The 18,379-nt window shown below is 43.0% G+C and carries 16 protein-coding genes and 1 other RNA gene; 5 read left to right on the top strand and 12 right to left on the bottom strand.

Going from position 1 to position 18,379, the window contains the following annotated elements; genetic code table 11:
* The first annotated feature begins 17 nt into the window (after positions 1-17).
* Positions 18-3,266 carry a type I restriction endonuclease subunit R gene (locus J4N43_RS12540; RefSeq protein WP_140063070.1) on the top strand — a complete coding sequence of 1,083 codons (3,249 nt, stop codon included), beginning with the start codon at positions 18-20 and terminating at the stop codon, positions 3,264-3,266.
* A gap of 107 nt (positions 3,267-3,373) precedes the next feature.
* Here the strand turns inward: J4N43_RS12540 and J4N43_RS12535 are convergent, their stop codons facing one another.
* The 7 genes from J4N43_RS12535 to smpB all read right to left on the bottom strand — a co-directional run bounded on the left by J4N43_RS12535 (position 3,374) and on the right by smpB (position 9,579).
* Positions 3,374-4,081, bottom strand: a complete 708-nt coding sequence (locus tag J4N43_RS12535; RefSeq protein ID WP_025501817.1) for a hypothetical protein — start codon at positions 4,079-4,081, stop codon at positions 3,374-3,376.
* A gap of 344 nt (positions 4,082-4,425) precedes the next feature.
* Positions 4,426-5,487 carry a helicase RepA family protein gene (locus tag J4N43_RS12530; protein ID WP_005398076.1) on the bottom strand — a complete coding sequence of 354 codons (1,062 nt, stop codon included), beginning with the start codon at positions 5,485-5,487 and terminating at the stop codon, positions 4,426-4,428.
* Positions 5,488-5,580: 93 nt separating this feature from the next.
* Positions 5,581-5,832, bottom strand: coding sequence for a hypothetical protein (locus J4N43_RS12525; protein ID WP_065768113.1), 252 nt, complete (start codon positions 5,830-5,832; stop codon positions 5,581-5,583).
* An 18-nt stretch (positions 5,833-5,850) separates the two neighbouring features.
* A complete protein-coding gene (locus J4N43_RS12520; RefSeq protein ID WP_140063072.1) occupies positions 5,851-7,008 on the bottom strand; it encodes a site-specific integrase in 1,158 nt (385 codons plus the stop codon).
* Between the two features lie 262 nt (positions 7,009-7,270).
* Entirely contained in the window at positions 7,271-8,563 is a 1,293-nt protein-coding gene (locus tag J4N43_RS12515) for a site-specific integrase (protein ID WP_140063073.1), read from the bottom strand.
* A 96-nt stretch (positions 8,564-8,659) separates the two neighbouring features.
* Positions 8,660-9,027, bottom strand: a transfer-messenger RNA (tmRNA) gene (gene ssrA, locus J4N43_RS12510).
* 66 nt (positions 9,028-9,093) lie between these two features.
* Positions 9,094-9,579, bottom strand: coding sequence for an SsrA-binding protein SmpB (gene smpB / locus J4N43_RS12505; RefSeq protein ID WP_005381642.1), 486 nt, complete (start codon positions 9,577-9,579; stop codon positions 9,094-9,096).
* Positions 9,580-9,698: 119 nt separating this feature from the next.
* Between smpB and J4N43_RS12500 the strand changes: the two genes are divergently transcribed.
* Both J4N43_RS12500 and J4N43_RS12495 read left to right on the top strand, forming a co-directional pair.
* On the top strand, positions 9,699-10,142 hold the full coding sequence (locus J4N43_RS12500) for an SRPBCC family protein (RefSeq protein WP_005381641.1): 444 nt from the start codon (positions 9,699-9,701) through the stop codon (positions 10,140-10,142).
* Positions 10,132-10,491, top strand: coding sequence for an RnfH family protein (locus tag J4N43_RS12495; RefSeq protein WP_005381640.1), 360 nt, complete (start codon positions 10,132-10,134; stop codon positions 10,489-10,491). Before J4N43_RS12500 ends, J4N43_RS12495 begins: the two co-directional genes overlap by 11 nt.
* A 101-nt stretch (positions 10,492-10,592) precedes the next feature.
* Here J4N43_RS12495 and bamE read toward each other — a convergent pair whose 3' ends face one another.
* The 5 genes from bamE to nadK form a co-directional block, all read right to left on the bottom strand.
* A complete protein-coding gene (gene bamE, locus J4N43_RS12490; RefSeq protein WP_005381639.1) occupies positions 10,593-10,952 on the bottom strand; it encodes an outer membrane protein assembly factor BamE in 360 nt (119 codons plus the stop codon).
* Between the two features lie 242 nt (positions 10,953-11,194).
* Positions 11,195-11,677, bottom strand: coding sequence for a GNAT family N-acetyltransferase (locus tag J4N43_RS12485; RefSeq protein ID WP_005381636.1), 483 nt, complete (start codon positions 11,675-11,677; stop codon positions 11,195-11,197).
* 21 nt (positions 11,678-11,698) lie between these two features.
* Positions 11,699-13,363, bottom strand: a complete 1,665-nt coding sequence (gene recN, locus J4N43_RS12480) for a DNA repair protein RecN (RefSeq protein WP_005381634.1) — start codon at positions 13,361-13,363, stop codon at positions 11,699-11,701.
* 167 nt (positions 13,364-13,530) lie between these two features.
* On the bottom strand, positions 13,531-14,712 hold the full coding sequence (locus J4N43_RS12475; protein WP_017820586.1) for a DUF3103 domain-containing protein: 1,182 nt from the start codon (positions 14,710-14,712) through the stop codon (positions 13,531-13,533).
* A 265-nt stretch (positions 14,713-14,977) separates the two neighbouring features.
* On the bottom strand, positions 14,978-15,862 hold the full coding sequence (gene nadK, locus J4N43_RS12470) for an NAD(+) kinase (protein WP_005381631.1): 885 nt from the start codon (positions 15,860-15,862) through the stop codon (positions 14,978-14,980).
* A gap of 146 nt (positions 15,863-16,008) precedes the next feature.
* Between nadK and grpE the strand changes: the two genes are divergently transcribed.
* Together grpE and J4N43_RS12460 are read left to right on the top strand one after the other, a co-directional pair.
* Positions 16,009-16,605 (top strand): nucleotide exchange factor GrpE, encoded by a 597-nt coding sequence (grpE, locus tag J4N43_RS12465; protein ID WP_021034134.1) that lies wholly within the window; start codon positions 16,009-16,011, stop codon positions 16,603-16,605.
* A 418-nt stretch (positions 16,606-17,023) separates the two neighbouring features.
* Positions 17,024-18,298, top strand: coding sequence for a dicarboxylate/amino acid:cation symporter (locus J4N43_RS12460; protein ID WP_053350256.1), 1,275 nt, complete (start codon positions 17,024-17,026; stop codon positions 18,296-18,298).
* The last annotated feature ends 81 nt before the right edge of the window (positions 18,299-18,379 follow it).

Below are 18,379 nucleotides of genomic sequence, written 5' to 3'. Positions count from 1 at the left end.
GAATAAGAAGAAAGGTTATGAAAGACACTACACAAGAACGGGTATTTCAGGACGACATCATCAGGCAGATGGTGGCTAATGGCTGGGTGCAAGGCACTGGAGAGGGCTATAACCGCGAATCGGCATTGTATGAAGCGGACGTGCTGACCTTTATCAAACAGACGCAGCCGAAAGAGTGGGAGAAGTTCTGCAAAGTCTTCCCGACCGACTCAGAGCGCCACTTTCTCGATGCCTTGGTGACTCAGCTAAAAAAAGCCGATGAGAACGCCACTGATCGTGCGTCACGTACCTTTGGCACTTTGGGCGTGTTACGTCATGGTTTGAAAATCCGCAATGCCCGTTTTGAATTGTGTCAGTTTAAGCCAGAGCATAACCTCAACCCTGAAACCTTGGCGCGTTATCAGCAAAACATCTGCCGTATTGTGCCAGAGCTGGTTTACAGCCCGTATGCAACGCAAGCGGAATTCGACGCGACAGGCAAGCAAGCTAAGAAATGGCGCATTGACTTGGTGTTGTTCGTTAACGGCTTGCCCGTCTCTACTCTTGAGCTGAAATCTGAGTTCAAACAAGCGGTAGAAAATGCCATTGCGCAGTACAAACTCACTCGTTTACCGAAAGACCCTGCCACTAAAAAGCCAGAGCCGCTTTTGAGCTTTAAACGCGGTGCCTTAGTGCATTTTGCGGTAAGTCAGTATGAAGTCTACATGGCAACTAAGCTGGCGGGTGAAAATACCTTCTTCCTACCATTTAACAAAGGTACACACGATGGCGGCAAGGGCAATGATATTCCTGAAGATGAAAGTCGCTACGCTACTGATTACCTGTGGAATGAGGTGTTAACCCCAGACAACCTGCTCAATATCATCGGGCGCTTTATCCACCTTCAAATTGAAGAAAAGGAAGATTGGGAGGGGCGTAAAACCAAGAAAGAAACCCTGATCTTCCCGCGTTACCACCAGTGGGATGTGGTAACCAAGCTGGTTAATGCCGCAATTGAAGAGGGCAATGGCAATAAGTACCTGATCCAACACAGTGCAGGTTCGGGTAAATCCAACTCGATTGCATGGACAGCGCACCAACTTTCGACCTTGCATGACGCTAACGGCAACAAGCAATTTGATTCGGTGATTGTGGTCACTGACCGCACCGTTCTGGATGATCAGCTACAAGATACCATCTATCAGTTTGAACATGCAGATGGCGTGGTGGGGCGCATCAACCGTAAAGAAGGTGATGGCTCGAAATCAGAGAAGCTGGCATCGGCACTGGAAACCTCTCAGCCTATCATCATCGTGACCATTCAAACGTTCCCGCATGTGTTAAAAGCGATTGAGAACTCAACGTCACTGAAAGAGCGTCGTTACGCCATTATTGCCGATGAAGCGCACTCGTCACAAACAGGTGCAACGGCTCGCCAGCTCAAAGAAGTGTTGATGACGGATGAAGCCGATGATGACACCGAGCTTTCCTCAGAGGATATTCTTGATGCTACCGTTGCGGCTCGTCGAGGCAGTGCCAACCTGAGTTACTACGCCTTTACCGCCACACCAAAGCCAAAAACTTTGGAGTTGTTTGGGCGCAGACCTGACCCAGAGCAACCAGCTTCTAAACGTAACTTGCCAGTGGCTTACCATATATATTCCATGCGTCAGGCGATTGAGGAAGGCTTTATCCTTGATGTTTTGAAAAACTACACTAACTACAAAGTTATCTATCAGCTCAAACAGAAGCTGGAAGCGGAAGATAAAGAGGTTGATGCAGGCAAAGCTAAGCTGAAACTCAACAACTGGGTGCGCCTGCATGATCACAACATCTCGCAGAAAGTGAAGGTGATTGTTGAGCACTTCAAAAAGAACGTGATGGGTTTATTAGGTGGTCAAGCTAAGGCGATGGTGGTTACTAGTTCTCGTAAAGAAGCAGTACGCTACAAGTTGGCTTTTGATAAATACGTGGCAGAAAATAGTTATGCGGGGATTCGTGCGATGGTCGCGTTCTCTGGAGAAGTGGAATTTAATGCCGCCGACCCAGACAGCACGGCGTTTATGGATCAGAAATTTACTGAGCACAACATGAACCCTGATCTTAAAGGTCGTGAGATGCGCAAAGCCTTCAACACCGATGACTATCAAGTGATGTTGGTTGCCAACAAGTTCCAGACAGGCTTTGACCAACCGAAACTCTGTGCAATGTATGTAGATAAGAAGCTCGCTGGTGTTGAGTGTGTGCAGACGCTTTCTCGCCTCAACCGTATCTATCCGGGGAAAGCAGAATGTGGCACTTTCGTGCTCGATTTCTACAACGACCCGCAAGATATTCTTGATGCTTTCCAGCCTTATTATCAAGTGGCAGAGCTTGAGGATGTCACTGACCCTGACAAGATTTTCGACCTATCAGAGAAACTGCGTGCTAGCGGTATTTTCTTATGGTCGGAGGTAGATCAATTCGTTGATGCCTTCTTTACTAAGAACAAATCTAATGCGGCTATCAGTAATATCTGCAAGCCAGCGATAGACCGTTGGCGCAAGCGTTATACTTCTTCGGTAGAAGCATACATTCACGCTAAAAACGTGTTTGAACGTACCAAGAAAACAGGCGATGCAGTGTTAATCGCTAATGCAGAAAACACCTTCAAAGAGTGCAAACAGGAGAAAGACCGCCTAGAGATCTTCAAGAAAGACTTAGGTAGTTTTGTGCGCTTCTATGAGTTTATGTCGCAGATTGTTGATTATGACGACAAAGAGCTAGAGAAACTGAGCCTGTATGCACGCCACCTTCGCCCAATGCTGCGCGAGAAGGTGATTGAAGAGGATGAACTTGACCTCGGTAATGTGGTGATGAGCCACTATCGTCTGTCGAAGATCCGTCAGCAGGACATTCAGCTTCAAGAGAATACGCCAGAGTACAAGTTGCACCCAAGCAACGATGTTGGCACTGCCAAGCCAAAGGATAAGAAAGAAGAGTTCCTCTCTCACATAATTGAGCGATTGAACGAGGTGTTTGTTACCGACAACCTAACCGACAAAGACATGATCAATTATGCCTTTACGGTGCGTGACAAGCTCACAGAGAACGAAACAGTTATGAGTCAAATCGCCAATAACACGCGTGAGCAAGCCATGCTGGGCGACTTCCCACGTGCGATTGATGATGCGATTTTGAATAGTAACGAAGCACATCAGGAGCAGATGATGCAGTTGTTGTCTGATCCGAACAAAACCAAGCAATTTGCGCGGGTTATCTTCGATATGTTGAGCGGAGTGAAGTGATGGTAAACGAGGTATTCGTTATCAAGGTTTAAATTGTCTCTTAGGATATTTATCTAAGATATCCGGAAAGGCTTCGTTTATTAAAGGGACGAAGCCTTTTTCTAGGGCTAAGCTAATTGCCTTTTGCGTTCTTCGTCGAAGAAGTCGTATACAGTATCTACATGTGTATATAGAGAGTGTTCTAGAACAAACTGCCTGAACCGACCTTCAGACCAAGTCGCCATCTCTTCATAGTCGGGAGTGGGTTCTAGGATTAGTACATTTTCTTCTGCATGTACTTCGCTCCAGTGTTCACTAGCTTGTTGCTGAATATCACCATCTAAATCCAAATTATCTTCTAAGTTGTTCACAAAACTGACCCAATCGTCATTGCTAAGCCAAGCTCCATCAACCATATCTATTTGCAAATGATAAATCTCAGAGCCAGCAATGTACGGAGTAGGATTGCTTAGATAAGGTGTTTCAAGGACTAAACCATCATTAGTGATTGCGACACAAAGGCCTCCGCTCAAAGGCGGGCAAAGCACATCGCATTTTAGTAGCCTTTCAAACCTTGCGGTATTAGTGGTTTTTGAAACAGGTAAGCCACAAGCGATCAATGCGTTAATAAATTCGCTGACTTTAATTAGAATAATCGACTGGCTCTTCATCGATTCAAGGCTATTGCACTGTGCGTGCTTTGCTAGGGCTTGGTAGCCTTGATTAAGAGATAATGTGCGATTGTCTTTGGCGATGGTTCTATACTCATCTTTAAAGACTGAAAGTAACTGTACTGGAGTGAGTTCTGAAAATTGAGAATAAGCATTAACGTTCATACGGCCTCGATATCATGCTGGATTTTTTGACACACCGCGTTTGATTTTGTTGGTTTGCCAATGACCAGCATCTAGTCGTAGCAATATTAAATGAAGCACTTAAAAATGATCTCAGTTTACAGCAAACGCACCATTAGCCTGAGAGGGCGGTACAGAACTATAAATAGTAAATGACTAAAGTTCAAGAACTTAATGACTATGTGAGACGTTTAGGAATGTAGGGTAAGGCAGTAAGAATAAATAGTTGAAGTCAGAGAGGGGGTGACAGATGACGCACATATATATGTGCGTCATCTGTCACCCCCTCATACAATCTAATTAAACGCGGGCTAGAAAAGCTCTAACTATTCCACGACGGTGATGATGTCGCTTCGATTAGCCATTGCTCCCTTTTGCTGAACTGAAACAAGGTCTTTTTCTACCAGTGCTGTGAGGGCACGTTTGAATTTTTGAGTGGTTGTATTGGCAGCCACACCGTCTTTCGGAGGAAAGCAATGTGTACGTAGTTCTTCCCTTGTACAGCTCCCCCCAAAAATATCACGAAGTGCTTTAAGCAGAGGGTTGTTTTCATCATTTGTACTGTTTTTTTGGTTTTTGAACGTTGCTGGCGTCAGCGATGCGAGAGAGGTGACTGGTTCACCTTGTTTATTAAAGATATCTAATTCTACAGGTTGAAAATTAAAAACCACGTCTGGTGCTTCTGGTGCATCTTTCTGTTTGGTATTTCTTAACGTTACCAAATTAGCTTTTTTATCATATGCAACACTAAACTCATAATCACATGCGCAATGAAGTGTTGAGCTACCGCGGCTGCCTTTGGATACATCTTTGCCAGAATGATGAACAACTAGAATTGATGCGTTAGTTGCTTCTTTTAACAGGTCACAACCTCGTATAAATTTACCCATTGCGTCTGGATTGTTTTCATCCCCCTCAAAATTACGAGCAAGAGTATCAAGAACAATCAACTCAATTTTGACCCCCCTCGTGCTTTCGAGGTCGTGAACTGCCTCCAGAATGTCATCCCTAACTGATTGTTTTGATACGAACGCACTTTTCCCCAGTTTATATACGTGTTCTGCATTTTTTCCTGTGGCAAATTCCCAAGCTTTAACTCGCCTCGATATCCCTCTCTTTCCTTCTGCTGCAACATACATAACGGCACCAGCAAGAGTGTCGTAACTATGCCATTGTGAACTTGTTGCGATGGCACAACTTATATCAATAGCAATGAATGACTTACGAGTACTTGATGGCCCGTAAATAACACCAAATGACTCAGTTGGAATGAAATCATCAATAAGCCACGAATCAGGGTCATCATAACCGTAAGAACCACTTGTAAATGGTAGTTTGCCAAAAATAAATTGATGTTCTGAAGAGGATGAAATAACAGTATTTTTCATAGATAAATTAATAAGTTGATAAATTTAGGGTGATCGAAACCACTCACCCAAAAGTTAAGGTGAATAATCGTGATTATTTAAGTGTTTAGACGGTTATTTAGATGTGTTTGGGAATTCTCTAAAACCATTATCTAAAATAAAGGCTGTATCAAGAGAGTTAAAAGCCCAGCGAGAACCTGCCTTCCACCATTTACCTTCTGAGTTTTTGTATTCAACAGAATAAATAAAGGCAAGAAAGTTATTATTTTGATCGCTATACAACCGCTCTATACAATAATTAGTACGGATATTTCTTCTAGAGTTATAGATATAACCATCAGATTCACGGTTTGTGTCATTGTTCATTCAATTACCTCTTAATTATTAATTTAAAAAAGAAAAATAAGGAAGCACATTCTCTGTATGAGATGTATCAATCATATTTACCACAGGAGCCAGAATGCTAGGACGGTATTGCTCACTGTAGGTATCAAACGACTCAGAATTATGTTTATGGCCAACAATGCACTCTATAATCTCTTTAGAAACACCTAACTGTTTCAACTCATTGATGAACGTGTGTCGGAAAGAGTGTGCATCTAACCCTTTACCTAAACCCAATGAATCCCTACGGCGTTGAAACCACTTCGAAGCATTGTGTGAGTAGTACCCTTTAATAAGTGGTAGCTCTGGGAAGAGGCGACCTTTGCTCTTTGAATTTACGAATGCTAAGAAGCCTTTTGCAATCAATTCATTATGAATAGGGATCAGCCTGATAGATGAAGTATTTTTGACACTCTGCCCTTCGACGTTATCCCAAATCTTTAGACACTGGACACCATCTACTTGCAGTATGTCATCAATGGTTAGTTGGCAGATTTCGTTCAGCCTTGCCCCTGTGTAGCGTCCCAATAGCGGCACCCAATAGTAATAAGGGTGAAGGTAGCTATGTGATTTGTAGTCCTTCATTTTGAAAATGGCAGCAAGGTGTTGGTCGGAAAAGCATAGGCGTTTCTTTCCACCTTTTTCACTCTTTTTTGGAAGTCGATAGAATACATTGTCCTTAACGTATCCATGAGCTTTGCTCCAGTTAAGAAAAGTAGAGAACTTTTCGATTATCCCTTTGACGGTTGTAAGGGAAAGGCATGGTTTAGGCTTTGGCAGGGCAGCATTTTTGAAGATTACGTCGTACCCTGTTAGTCCCGTAAACTCAGAATGTTTCTTTGCGTTTGTGGGATAGTGGCTCAAGGCGTCTCGAACGTTTTCAGCTCCTGAACGATCAAGCTCGTTTAAGTCATCAAAGCCGATGAGGTGCAATACTCTCGTAAGAAGTTCATGATCTTGCTGGATGTTTTTTAGCTTAGATTTGCCGAGTTTGATACGTGAATCTGTGTAAGCATCTAGTAGTTCGACACCTGTTAGTGGTTCTAGTGTCTTATGGCTGCGTTGCACTGGCATTTTAAGACTGAGGATAGCTTCGAGATTTACGTTATCTCTGAAATTTGAGCGTAAGCTTTGTGCCACAGAAGAGGATAAATTCATAATAGTTCCTAATTAATCAATTGCTTTCCAATCAATCTAAGAAGGTCTTTCATGCCCGTAAAGAAAAAAAACCAGCAACCTATCAATCACATACATGTATGCATGTTTAACTGCAACTTGTTTTTTAAGTTGTTGTTTTTAAGTTGTTTATTTGGTTACTTTGAGATAATTACTGAAATAATGAGCGAATGAGTTTATTTTTTTGGGGCGTGAAATCACGCCCAAAATTAAAGCCACATAACTGTTTAAGAGGTAGCTAGGGTCACTCAGTTGAATAGTTTGTCACCTTATCTAGGGGGCGGGGATCAATCAGGTTTACGACAGTCATTACTTGCTCAATGTTCAGATCCTTCCCGTATCGGTCGTAGGTAATGTTATTTTGGGCATGACCGAGAATTGCTCCAGCAGCAATATGGGACACCTGTTTCTGTTTAAGTTGTGTGGCAACGGTATGGCGGAATGAATGAAAGTCCTGTCCTTTCGCAAAACCTAACCGAGTCTTGAACCTGCCGAACCATTTTGAAGCAGCACTGCCGAAGCCATCCCTTGAGTCCTTAAGCTCCGGAAATAGTCGGTCATGTTGAACTGAGGTTACAAAATCAATAAACCCGATATCAATTAGTCGTTGATGGATTGGTACAATTCGGCGGCTGGTTAAGTTCTTCAGTTTTTGCCCTTCAAACCTATCATCAATTTGGATCACCCAAACTCCTTCCATTTTGTATATATCAGCTTTGTAAAGCTGACAAAGTTCATTGAGGCGGGCGCCAGTGAAGTATCCAAGTAATGGAAGCCAGTAGTAATGGGGGTGCCTAAAGTCTTTCTCACAATGAACAGGAGTGCTGAACAACTTATGTAAATCGGCAGTAGAGTACGCAGATTTGGCAGCACTATCCTTTCTTTGCTTCTTAAACCTGATGGCTTTGAATGGATTAATATCAGTTAGTTCATTGAGAACACACCATTCAAAAAAGCCAGACATCTTTTGGCTATAGTCCTTGACGGATTCTTCACTGAGTGTCGGTAATCCAAGCTCTTTGTTCAGTTTAATCGCCTGAGTACCTGATAGCCCGTTGAATTGGTGATGCTTTTTAAGGTTTGTAGGGTAGAGGCGCAGTAAGTCGATAACTTGCTCGGCATCTGTTCGCCTAATGAACGTAAGCCGCTTTTTATTAAGTAGATCTAAAACTACGTTGCATTTCGCTTTCAGCATTACCGCTGACTTGTCGGATAGGTGAGCACTCTTGTATTTAATGAATAGCTCTAGCGCATGTTGAGGTGTGCCGCTCGAACGTTGTTTGGGTCTTTGCACTGCAATAGAGTTAGGTGGTGTTTGAACCTCTAGTTTTTTATTTTTGTTACGGGGGAGAGGCGAAGTTAGGCTTTTCCGTATTTCTATCTCAAGCTGCAACGCATGAATTGTTGCAAGTTGTTTATCGGATGTTTTTAGTGAACGTTTGATTTCCCTGCGCCCATCGAATAGGTGTCGGTGCTCTGAGGGGATTTGAAAGCGAAACTGCCAAATGCCAGATTTAGAGATAGATAAATAGCGCATGTTTTAGTACCAAAATGTAGTACAAACAGCCTAATATCGAAGTGGTGAATACAAAAAGGGCGATAACTCAGAGAGTTACCGCCCTTTCCAAACGTTTGGTGGAGCTGGCGGGAGTTGAACCCGCGTCCGAAAACCGTTCATCATTGGTACTACATGCTTAGTCGATCTTTAATTTCGCCACCCACCTGCGAACCGACACGCTAATGAATGACTAGCCTGAATTAAAATTCGCCGTTCATCTCTCAGGCGGGAGAATCCGGGCTAGCGCGTTTGGGTTTGATCCCTCGTTGATCCCCGTCTTACGTGCGGAAGCTAGGGCGAGAGAGCTCTTAGCAGGTTATTAAGCTGCTAGTGCGTAGTTTTCGTCGTTTGCGACTATTTTTTTGCGGTTTGTTAACGAGGCCTACCGCACCTCGGCATGCACCTCAGACTTCTGAATTCCCGTCGAATCCTAAATCAGCCCCAGGTAATATTCGCATAGTAACAGAAAAGCATTGGCTGTCCAGTACTATGCGTTTAAGTGGTCAAGATTAACGCAGCGCGCTCTTCATTACGCGTGCTTTTTCTCTTGCCCAGTCTTTTTCTTTTAGATCCGTACGTTTATCGTGCAGCTTTTTACCTTTTGCTACGCCAATTTTTAGTTTCACCCAAGAGCGAGACCAGTACAGTGAGAGGGCCGTTAATGTCATACCTTCACGGTTTACACGTCCGAATAGGTTATCCAGCTCACGACGACTCATTAGTAGTTTACGCACACGTGTAGGGTTCGCCACAACGTGTGTCGATGCCTGATTTAAAGGAGTGATTGTCATGCCACTCACAAAGGCTTCACCGTCACGCATAAATACGTAACTTTCAGAAATATTGGCTTTACCTTGGCGAAGGGCTTTCACTTCCCAACCTTGGAGCTCCAAGCCAGCTTCGATTTCATCATCGATGAAATACTCGTGGCGAGCTTTTTTATTCAGCGCGATAGTATTGCTACCCGCTTTTTGTTTCGTTTTTTTCTTTGCCATAATAGCGTCATTATACGGGTTGGATATCGGATAGGAAATCCTTTTATTTGCGCAATCGTGGAATAAAAGTAAAATTGGCGAGTAGCTTTAAATCTGTACATGTATCGATAGGAGTATGTATGAAGCAAGTCAGCCGTTCTGCGCTTGTGTCTTTTAGCGCCGAACAGATGTTCAATCTGGTTAATGATGTTGCTAAATACCCTGAATTTCTGCCTGGTTGCTCGGGCTCTAGAATCATTGAGTCTTCGGGGAATGGTATGGTGGCTTCTGTCGATGTGGCGAAGGCTGGAATCAGCAAAACGTTTACGACTTCAAATGAGTTGATCCCCGGTCAGGCAATTATGATGAACTTGGTGGATGGCCCGTTTAAGACGTTGCGTGGTGGTTGGATTTTTACCGCGCTAGATGAACAAGCTTGCAAGGTTGAACTAAAGCTTGAGTTTGAATTCTCAAGTAAAATGATTGAGATGGCCTTCGGTAAGATTTTTAACGAGCTTACTAGTAATATGGTAAATGCATTTACTAAACGCGCAAAACAGGTCTACGAGTGTTATGAGTATTGAGTCAGATATGATTCACGTTGAGGTTGTCTATGCTCTTCCTCATGAACAGCGTGTATTTAACTTAGTGGTAAATAATCACGCAACGGTAGAAGAGATCATTCGACAATCCGGTGTATTGGAGTTGTACCCTGAAATTGATTTGTCCAAGAACAAAGTGGGTGTGTTTAGTCGTAACGTGAAGTTAGATGCGACCGTTCGAGATCGAGATCGAATAGAGATTTATCGTCCGTTACTCGCCGATCCGAAAGAGATTCGCCGTAAACGGGCGGAGCAGGCTAAAGCCGAGGGGAGTGCAGACCCAGTCACCGGTGGCAAGCCTAGTTCTGTACGTAAAAATAAGCAGGATTAATATAAACCCAATAGCTCATGTGAGTTACTCAAAGTTTGACTAACGTGATTTCTATATAATAAAAAACCTCCCAAACGGGAGGTTTTTTTGCAAAAGTCAGTTTACTGAATTTGCTCGTAAAATGCGTCACTTTTTGGAAAGTCACCACTGATGTCTGCGAGTGTGCCTTGGCCATTAAAGTTTACAATCAGATCTTTCTGTACTGGTTCGCCATGGCCAGGAGTATGATGATAGATGTAATACCAAGTGTTTGGATAGCCGTTTTCAATAAGCATTGGCGACCCTAATACGAAGCGAACCTGTGCTTTAGTCATCCCAAACTTTAATTTATCAACCGCACTTTGTTCTACATAGTTGCCTTGGTTGATATCAATACGATAAACCAGTCTTTCCAATACCGAACATCCTGTCAGCAATGTCATTGCTAATGGTACGGCAACTAACCACTTCTTTAATTGCATAATAATTTCTTAGTAACCTTTAAAATACTGCGCTGATAATAAACAAGCTCGACGCAGATGTAAAAAGCTATGCGTCGTATGGTAGACAATCTGACAACGAATTTTGAGTTGAGTTGCATTTATTCACCGATATTAGGCGGTAAATGTCACCACATGACGTATTAGTTAGGTGACGAAGAGCAAATTTCAATCGGAAGTAGGGTGATGGACGCTTTCAGCGGTGAGCAAAGCCTAGTGACTCGTTAGTCGGTTTTGGCGAATTCGCGTAATGCATCACCTGAAAAACGATAATACTCTTTTTCATGAATTAGTGTTGCACCAATTGAGCGGTAAAACTGACCTGCGGTAGGGTTACTACTTTCAGCTGTCCAGTCCAACCTTTGGCATCCACACTTGATCGCCAAAGATGCCAGATACTTCATTAACTTGAGACCAACCCCTTTTCCTCGAACCTTCGAAGATACGAACAGATCTTTTAAGTACATCTGCCCTGAGAGTTTTGGGGCAGGGAACATGACGGTATAAGATGCAAAGCCTACGACGTCATCATTATCGTAAACCGCAATGATATTAACACCAGAATGTTCAGAGAAGACTTGGCTCTTTAGATAATGGACCAGATCGTGTTTTGATGAAGCTTTTTCTTTGAAGTAGTAATGTTCTAACTCAATAAAAATAGGGATGAGATCTAAGCAGTTGGTTTTGTGTATTGCTCTGATATCCATATCTCATCCCTTGTCGATTTATTAAGCGGCGATAAGCAGTTCTTTTGCGTTTGCCAACGTTGAGTCGGTTATTTGACTACCACCAAGTAAGCGAGCTAATTCTGCCACACGTTGTTGTTCATCTAATGCGTGCATTTGGGTTTCGGTTTGGCCTGCTTTGGTTTGCTTAGCAACAAACATTTGTTGATGGCCGCATCCGGCAACTTGAGGGAGGTGAGTGACACACAATACCTGAGTAGATTCGCCAAGCTTGCGTAGCATTTTGCCCACTACGGCAGCTGTTGGGCCACTAATACCTACGTCCACTTCATCGAAGATTAAACTTGGTGTATCTACTTTCTGAGCGGTGATCACTTGGATAGCTAGAGAGATACGTGATAGCTCACCGCCTGACGCAACTTTTGCTATAGGTTGCAATGGTTGTCCCGGGTTGGTCGATACTAAGAAGCACACGCTGTCCATGCCAAGCGGCGATGGGTGCGTGTTGTCATTGCTAACTTCGATACTGAATACTGCTTTCTCCATGCTCAATTCGTGCATGCTTTGTGTGATCAGTTTGTTCAGTTCTTTTGCGTAACGGCTGCGTGATTTGTGCAGTTTTTCTGCTTGTGTTAGAAAGCTTTGGTACTTGTGTTCTACTTCTTGAGCAAGTTCATCTAAACGTTCATCGGAGCAATCTAACGCTTCTACTTGGGCCAGAAGATCTTGATGATGCTGGTAGAGTTCTTCTGGCATTACGTGGTGTTTACGAGCTACAGACATCACTTTAGAAAAACGTTCTTCTACATAAGCCATACGAGCTGGATCAACATCGATGCCATCTAAGTAGCTGCGTAATTCATTCTTCGTTTCTTCAAGTTGAATCATCGCTTCTGACAGCATGTTAGGTAGCTCAGATAGCTTTTCATCTAATTCGGCTAATTGAATTAGGGAGTGATTGGCCGATTGCAAAATACCAAGCGCATTGACTTCTTCACCTTCGTAAATAAGTTCGATGGCTTGCTGACAGGTAGTGGCGAGTTCACCACTGTTGGATAGTCGTTTATGCTCTTGCTCGAGCTCTGCAAATTCTTCTTCACCTAGCGATAACTCATTCAGTTCTTTGATTTGGTATTCAAGCAACTGTTTTTGCGCCTGGTTTTGCTGGCTATTTTCTTTTAGCTGCTTGAGGTTATTATCCGCCTGACGCCAATGCTGGTAAGCACTTCGTGTGCTTTTTAGTAGGTTTAAATGCCCAGCATATTGGTCGAGCATGGCCATTTGGTGCTCACTTTTCATCAATTGATGATGAGCGTGCTGCCCATGGATATTGATAAGTAGCTGCCCTAGAGATTTGAGTTGTGATAGTGGAACAGGGCTGCCATTAATGAAGGCTCTTGAGCGGCCTTCTTTTGTGATACTACGACGCAAAATACACTCACTGCCATCTAGCAGATCGTTATCTTCTAACCAACGTGTTGCATGTAAGTTGTTGTCCAATAAAAAAGCGGCGCTAACTTCGGTTTTCTCTTCACCTTGTCGCACCATGCCGGCATCGGCTCGTCCGCCTAAGCAGAGCCCTAAAGCATCGATAGCAATGGATTTACCCGCGCCTGTTTCACCTGTAATGGTGGTCATGCCCTTAGAAAGCTCGAGTTGTAAAGACTTAACAATCGCAAAATTATTAACACTTAGATGAGCCAGCATTTTATTTACCTGTATAACTGAACAATACTGTATAAGAGAACAGTATATACTGTTTCTTTATACAGTAAAGTCAGGTAAGGAAAATTTTCTTTGTAGGCTGTTTTTTTTGTGATGAAGTGGGAAAAATGAGCCGATGTGATTACAACGACTCATTAAAATTGAACAGGTTACGGACGAGTTGGGTTAATCGTTAGTGGTTCTAGTGTGACGACTGCATTCACACCTGCACCTGGGTGATCTACGTATGAAGTATCTTGCATTAGAGTGTAGTAAACGTCGACGAAGTCATCATCATTCGTGAGTACACCATCGGGGATAGTGTCGATGATCTTGTTCGTGATTTGCGGAATAATCGCGTAAGCCTGAACTTCTGGATCTGGAATCGCTTTCAATACTTCTTCGGCAACTTGAACAAGGAGTTTTGCCAATTGTTTATAGTCTGTGCCGTCATCTTGCTCCATGAGCACAATGTCTGCCGCACCCCAGCGGTAACGAGACCAGTGAATAATGATCTGATTCGGATAGTAATCTTGGTTATCGTAGTCTAAGTATGGAAGCTCCACCAAATCGAGAGTAGGTTCATCACGACTTGGATTGACGCCCGTTACGATAGCGTAGATTTCTGCCTTGCCAGAGATCCAAGGTTCTTTGTCATCGGCTAGACGGATCTTTTTCAACTGCGTGGTTTGAATTGGAGCCGCTTCGCTATTTGACAATAGCGGTGTATTTTGGCGTTGTTCATCAGCAATATATGGTTGAACTAAAGCTGGTTGACCGAGTTTTTTCATCTCAGCTTGCATAGCTTGCAAGCCTGCTTTTAGCTCTGCAGAGCTATTGTTATCAACGACAAGCACAGGTACCTCAGGGAGCTGGTAAACATCGAGTTGATGGATGTTGCCATAAACATCAAATGCTTCGATGTATTGCCAATTCTCATCATCACCACTTGGTTCAAATGCAAATAATGGCTCGACCTCGCCACTTTGCCATGCTGTTATCATGGCTTCATTTGCCAAGCGAACTTCTAACAACTGATCAGAGTATTCAGAAATACCTTTCCAGCTACGAATTTGAGTGTCAGCTTGTACAAGCTGGCGGCTGAACTCTGAGTTAGGGTTTTGCTTAACAAATGCTGATACAGACACGTTAGTCTGCTGTGGAGTAATATCTCTTCTCAACATGGGTTCAATGGCAGCATAGTTCTCACTCAATTGTTGAGCTAGGGCACGCTTCGTCTTAGTGATATCTTCCGCTTTTGCGTTGGATACACTGTTGACTTGCGTTTCCTCTGATTGGCAGCCAATAAGTGCTAATGTACTGAGAACAGACAGAATGATGGTTTTCTTCATAATATGTCCTTTATTGATTGTATGAAATAGAGTTAATACTCTATTCATGGTGAGAATATCACCGGACATAGATCATTGAATTTGCTTTTCTATCTTTTGTGTAAAGTTTGCCCACAGGATCAAAATTTATAAGCTTCTCTTTAATGATGACAAATATCGTGTCGCCTCACTACTTTGTGTCTATTTCTTGTCTAAGAAAGCCAAAAGCCAGTAGCAATTAAGCTGCTGGCTTTTTTATTGAAGTTATTGCCCTGAGTAACAAGTGTTAGAACAATTTACTAGACCAGCCAAGCTTATTCCGTAAGACGTGATAGTAGCTGTAGTCTTTTGGATGGATGAGCTTTAGTACATTTGGACTTTGATAGATGTGAATTTCGTCGCCAGGGGTAACTGGAAGTGAGACTTGTCCATCACAGCTAACTTCTTGTGTTCCACGGTTTTCTGGTGATACCACCAATTTAATTCGACGTTTTCCATCAACCACCAAAGGTCGACTCGACAATGTATGCGGGAACATTGGCACGAGTGAAATGGCATTCAAGCTAGGAGAAAGAATTGGGCCGCCGCCAGAAAGTGAATATGCCGTCGAGCCAGTCGGAGTGGAGACAATCAAACCGTCGGCCCGTAAAGAGAAGGCGAAGCTTTCATCAATATACACTTCAAATTCAATCATATGAGCAATTTGCCCTGGGTGAAGTACGGCTTCGTTTAGCGCAGCGTTATGGCTCTTTATTTGTCCGTGGCGGTGTACTTCCGCCTCTAAAAGAAAACGCTCCTCTTCAATGTACTCACCGTCGAGTACCGCTTGCAGAGACGCTTGGAAGTCGTCTGGGTTCAAGTCAGTTAAGAAGCCCAAATTTCCGCGGTTCACGCCTATAACTGGTACATCAAATCGGGATAAAATTCTTGCTGCACCTAGCATGTTGCCATCGCCACCAACCACAATGGCTAGATCGGCATTTTTTCCTAGTTCAACTAAGCTAGCAAACTGACTCTGTGGGATATCATCCAGTATTGCGGCAAGGCGATCGTCAATGAATACTTTATAGCCCTCAGAGGTCAACCATTGGTACAACTCTTTATGAGTTTGAATTGCTTGTTGATCTCTTGGTTTTCCGATAATCGCGATCACGTTACATGGATTTTTCATAGCATTTCCGCATTAAAGAGGCTTGAATCAGGAATCTTCATCCCCATAATAATGGCAAGTCACCTAAATATGCGAATTTTTATGTGGTTAAAGCCCGCAAAAAGGCGCATGGCTTTAAGGGCATTATGTTGAATTCTGGAGATATCATGAGCAACGAAGAAAACAAAGTTACAGAAGAAGAGCTTGATCAAATCATCGAAGAGGCTGAAAAAGTAGAAGCTGAAGCACAAGAAGTTGAAGCTGAGCTTGAAGAGCTTGGTGATGAGACAGACGCTAAGATTGCTCAACTAGAAGCGGCACTATTGTCTAGCGAGGCAAAAGTAAAAGAGCAACAAGATGCGGTGTTGCGTTCTAAAGCTGAAGTAGAAAACATGCGTCGTCGCACTGAGCAAGAGATCGATAAAGCACGTAAGTTTGCGTTGAACAAGTTTGCAGAAGAGCTGCTTCCTGTTATTGATAACCTAGAGCGTGCAATTCAAGCGGCAGATACAGAGAATGAAACTGTGAAGCCGTTCCTAGAAGGCGTTGAACTAACACATAAAACGTTTGTAGACGTTGTCGCGAAATTTGGCTTGAAAGCAATCAACCCTGAAGGTGAAGCATTCAATCCAGAGTTCCATCAAGCGATGTCGATTCAGGAGAGCCCTGATCATGAATCAAACACTGTTATGTTTGTTATGCAAAAAGGTTACGAACTAAACGGTCGTGTGATTCGTCCGGCAATGGTAATGGTTGCTAAGTAACTTTAACTCCCTGTTTTTTTAAATATAAAAGCGCCCATCATTTTTGATGGGCGCTTTTTTGTTTTAAACATAAATGACTGCATCGAACTTCGTTGTATATCGATAAATGAAAATTTGATTCCCTTCATATTTTTTCCTATTGGTTAATTATTTTCCTATAGGAGATTTTCTCTCATCTCGCTGCGTGTTTATTAACGGAAAGGACTATAAGTGATTGTAATCATTCGCTGTGTGAATGTTTATTCTGCATAGGAATGTAAATATAGTCATTTTTTCTAAAATAATTTCGTTAACAAAAATGTAAATTATCACTTTATTTTGTAACTTCGGTGTGTATGATTTGCGACTAATGCTTTAAAAGCAAGCATATATAACTACAAAAATGTAAATAGTAAACACAACATATCGGAGATTTATAATGGATAAATCGCTTTCTAGTAAGATTTTTATAGGCTTGTTTGCCGGCCTTGTGTTGGGGACAGCAATTCAGTACTTATTTAGCGGTATTGCGATTTTTGATACATACCTACTTGGAGCAGCAGAAGGTGTTGGCGGCATGTTCGTCTCACTGATCAAATTGCTTGTTGTTCCTTTAGTTTACGTTTCAATCGTATGCGGCATTGTTGACTTGAAAGACATCAGTGCATTTGGTCGTCTTGGTGGAAAAACTTTTACCCTTTACATTCTTAACACCATCATTGCGATTACGGCGGCTTTGACTGTCGGCTTGATCTTCCAGCCAGGAGTGGGCGCTAATCTAGCAGGAACGGTATCTGAGGCTGTACAGCTGACAACGACAGAGACGCCGGACATTTTCTCTTTAGTTGTTAACATTGTTCCTAGCAATCCTGTACAAGCGTTTGCTAGCGGCGACATGCTGCAAATCATCTTTATGGCAATTTTGACGGGGCTTGCAATTCAAGCTTTGGATTCTCGTGGTGGCCCAGCTATTCGCACATTCAAAATGGCAAATGAAATCATGATGAAATTGGTTGGATTAGTGATGAGTCTTGCACCATATGGTGTGTTCGCACTAATGATTCAACTAGGTGCAACGCTAAACGCCAATACATTAATGTCCGTTGCCGGTTACGTGGCTTTGGTGGTTGCGATGTTGGTGTTCTGGATCTTCTTCTTCTACCCAATGGCAGTGAGTATTGCGACAGGAACTTCTCCAAAGACTTTCCTACGTGCAACTCGTGAGCAGATTCTTTTCTCTCTATCTACCGCGAGCTCAAACGCGACTATCCCGGTAACGATGCGCACACTGACAGAAAAGCTTCAGGTCTCTAAATCGGTTGCTGGCTTCGGTGTACCACTGGGCGCAACGATGAATATGTCTGGTGTTTCTATCTATATTGCTCTAGCAACGATGTTTGTTGCGAACGCTTTTGGCCAGCCAATTAACACCGCAGACATCTTCACACTTGGCTTAACTATTCTTCTGTTATCTATTGGTGCTGGCGGTGTTCCTGGGGGCGGCGTGGTAATGGTAGGCGTTTTGCTTCACCAACTAGGTTTACCACCTGAAGGTTTAGCAATCATTGCAGCGGTCGACCGTATTAATGATATGTTCTGTACATCATCTAACGTTGTCGGCGACACGGCAGTGAACACCATTGTTGCAAAAACAGAAGGTGAGATCGGTAAAGAAGAAGGTGTTGATGCTGAGCCTGCTCAAGCGAACGCCTAATACCTTGAATAATTTATTTTAACCCTAATATTGAAGCGAGCTCTTATGAGCTCGTTTTTTATTTAGGAAGAGTCGGACATA

Origin of the sequence: Vibrio sp. SCSIO 43009 (assembly GCF_023716525.1) — a bacterium.
Taxonomy (GTDB): domain Bacteria; phylum Pseudomonadota; class Gammaproteobacteria; order Enterobacterales; family Vibrionaceae; genus Vibrio; species Vibrio alginolyticus.
The sequence above is the reverse complement of the archived record's forward strand: the minus strand, read 5'-3'. Positions and strand labels throughout refer to the sequence as shown.

Excerpts from the sequence above, each read along its gene's own strand:
- J4N43_RS12540 (WP_140063070.1), top strand. The coding sequence starts at position 18 with ATGAAAGACACTACACAAGAACGGGTATTTCAGGACGACATCATCAGG.
- J4N43_RS12535 (WP_025501817.1), bottom strand. The coding sequence starts at position 4,081 with ATGAACGTTAATGCTTATTCTCAATTTTCAGAACTCACTCCAGTACAG.
- J4N43_RS12530 (WP_005398076.1), bottom strand. The coding sequence starts at position 5,487 with ATGAAAAATACTGTTATTTCATCCTCTTCAGAACATCAATTTATTTTT.
- J4N43_RS12525 (WP_065768113.1), bottom strand. The coding sequence starts at position 5,832 with ATGAACAATGACACAAACCGTGAATCTGATGGTTATATCTATAACTCT.
- J4N43_RS12520 (WP_140063072.1), bottom strand. The coding sequence starts at position 7,008 with ATGAATTTATCCTCTTCTGTGGCACAAAGCTTACGCTCAAATTTCAGA.
- J4N43_RS12515 (WP_140063073.1), bottom strand. The coding sequence starts at position 8,563 with ATGCGCTATTTATCTATCTCTAAATCTGGCATTTGGCAGTTTCGCTTT.
- smpB (WP_005381642.1), bottom strand. The coding sequence starts at position 9,579 with ATGGCAAAGAAAAAAACGAAACAAAAAGCGGGTAGCAATACTATCGCG.
- J4N43_RS12500 (WP_005381641.1), top strand. The coding sequence starts at position 9,699 with ATGAAGCAAGTCAGCCGTTCTGCGCTTGTGTCTTTTAGCGCCGAACAG.
- J4N43_RS12495 (WP_005381640.1), top strand. The coding sequence starts at position 10,132 with ATGAGTATTGAGTCAGATATGATTCACGTTGAGGTTGTCTATGCTCTT.
- bamE (WP_005381639.1), bottom strand. The coding sequence starts at position 10,952 with ATGCAATTAAAGAAGTGGTTAGTTGCCGTACCATTAGCAATGACATTG.
- J4N43_RS12485 (WP_005381636.1), bottom strand. The coding sequence starts at position 11,677 with ATGGATATCAGAGCAATACACAAAACCAACTGCTTAGATCTCATCCCT.
- recN (WP_005381634.1), bottom strand. The coding sequence starts at position 13,363 with ATGCTGGCTCATCTAAGTGTTAATAATTTTGCGATTGTTAAGTCTTTA.
- J4N43_RS12475 (WP_017820586.1), bottom strand. The coding sequence starts at position 14,712 with ATGAAGAAAACCATCATTCTGTCTGTTCTCAGTACATTAGCACTTATT.
- nadK (WP_005381631.1), bottom strand. The coding sequence starts at position 15,862 with ATGAAAAATCCATGTAACGTGATCGCGATTATCGGAAAACCAAGAGAT.
- grpE (WP_021034134.1), top strand. The coding sequence starts at position 16,009 with ATGAGCAACGAAGAAAACAAAGTTACAGAAGAAGAGCTTGATCAAATC.
- J4N43_RS12460 (WP_053350256.1), top strand. The coding sequence starts at position 17,024 with ATGGATAAATCGCTTTCTAGTAAGATTTTTATAGGCTTGTTTGCCGGC.